Annotated in this window: 1 protein-coding gene; it reads right to left on the bottom strand. The window is 69.9% G+C overall.

From position 1 onward, the window contains the following. Positions 1-14 precede the first annotated feature (14 nt). Positions 15-1,658 (bottom strand): IS4 family transposase, encoded by a 1,644-nt coding sequence (locus ACIRVK_RS45485; protein ID WP_404258046.1) that lies wholly within the window; start codon positions 1,656-1,658, stop codon positions 15-17. Positions 1,659-1,796 lie beyond the last annotated feature (138 nt).

Consider the following 1,796-nt stretch of genomic DNA (forward strand, 5'->3'; position numbering starts at 1 on the left):
CCAAGGCCGGGTAGTTAGCGCTGATGACCGGGGCGCAAGGCAGTGGCCGTTGGCGGTGCGGCTGCCGCGTAGCGGCCTGTACGGATCCTCTTGATCAGCCCTTTCTCAGTCCAGCGGGCGAGTTGCCGGTAAGTGGCGACGAGGGTGACGTCGCCGAGGAGCTCGGCGATCTCTCGGGCCCGCCACTGCCGCTCGGGCTCTTCCTGCAGCACGGCCAGGACGCGCGCCATGCGGTTGCTGGTCTTGCCGGCACCGACGTACTGGGGGACCGTGGCCGCCGGCAGTTCGGGGCGAGGGGGCGGGGGCTGTAGGAGCGTGATCGTCACGGCAGTCACCGTCTGGCTTGCGTCCGGGCGGCCGTCCAACTTCCGTTCCGCATATCGGGAGATGGGCGATTTCACCTTTCGGGTGCTGACGCGGGGCCGGCGTGCCGGCACCAGCGCTGCCAAGACCCTGCTTCCAATTGTCCCGAGTCCCTGCTCGAGGATTCCTTCCGCGCGTACCACCAGGTCGCGGGCTGTGTGGAGGGCGACGGTGAAGCCGCAGCGGTCGGGATCGGTGCCCGGCCGGGACTCCGCCGCCTCGACCATGGCCCGGCGCAGCAACTGGTAGAGGACCAGCAGGGCCCACATCTCCTGCTCGACGCCGACCGGGTCGCACGAGCGCAGCACGCGCCCGTTGAGGATGGTGTGACGCAGCGCGTAATAGGCGCTCTCGTGTTCCCAGCGCTCGTGATAGAGGCGCACGAGGCGGTCGGCGGGGAAGCGGTGGGCGTCCAGCAGCGTGGTCACCAGGCGGTAGGTGCCTGCGAAGCTGCTGCCGTCCGCGCAGGTGACGCTGATCTGGGCCTCGATGATGCGTACCGGGACGCCGCCGATAGCCGACAGGTAGGAGGCATCTGCGAGGGTCTTCAGCACCGGCGGGCGGCGGCGCTGGCTGATGCGGCCCACGATGCGGGCGCCGGTGGTGTGCACGGCGGCGAGGAAGTCGTTGCCGTCGAAGCCCCGGTCCCACAGCACCAGCATGTCGGGGCGAAGGTGCGAAAGCAGCCGGGTGGCGTAGGAGGTCTCGCCCTCCCGGGTAGGCCCGAAGATCGCGGCGATCACCGCCCGGGTTCCGGTCTCGACCAGCGTCATCAGCTCGAGTTGGGGGTAGCCGCCGTGTGGGCATCGGCCCAGCCAGCCCCGGTTGCGTTCGCTGTCGGCGGTCTTGATGGAGCTGCAGCCGTCGAAGGAGACGGTGCGGTAGGGGCCGAAACGGGCCCCGGGAGTGTGTGGTTGCGCCAGTGCTCCGGCCACCACCTCAAACAGGGTCTTCAGCGGGGCGCAGCCCACCCGGCGTCGAAGGTCGCGCAGGCCCTTCGTGCTCGGCGCCGGGAGGAGGCCGCCGAGTCCAGCCGTCATTTTGTCCCACACCAGCCGGTATCCGACCTCCGGGAACAGGCACATCGCCAGGAGGAAGTACACCCCGACCCGCGAAGGCAGATCCCGCAGCCGCTGCTGGACCGCACGGGTCTCCTCCAGCACGGCGTCCACCAGTTCGAAAGGCAGGAAGGGCGTCAGTCCGCCCAGGTGCCCGGCGGCGAAACGCCCTGCGGCCAGGGTGATTTCCCGCGAGAGGGTCGCCAGGGCGGGCGGGGAGGCAGAATGGACAGGCAACGCGGCTCCATGGGCAGGACGTCTTGGTCGACACCTGCTTCAACGGGGCCGCGTTGATCACGTTCTGCACACCGCGACGGGCCCCGTCCCGCCCCGCCTTGCACCCCGGCCGGAAACCTTAACTACCCGGCCTTGGGG

Origin of the sequence: Streptomyces sp. NPDC101152 (assembly GCF_044768275.1) — a bacterium.
Classification (GTDB): Bacteria; Actinomycetota; Actinomycetes; order Streptomycetales; family Streptomycetaceae; genus Streptomyces.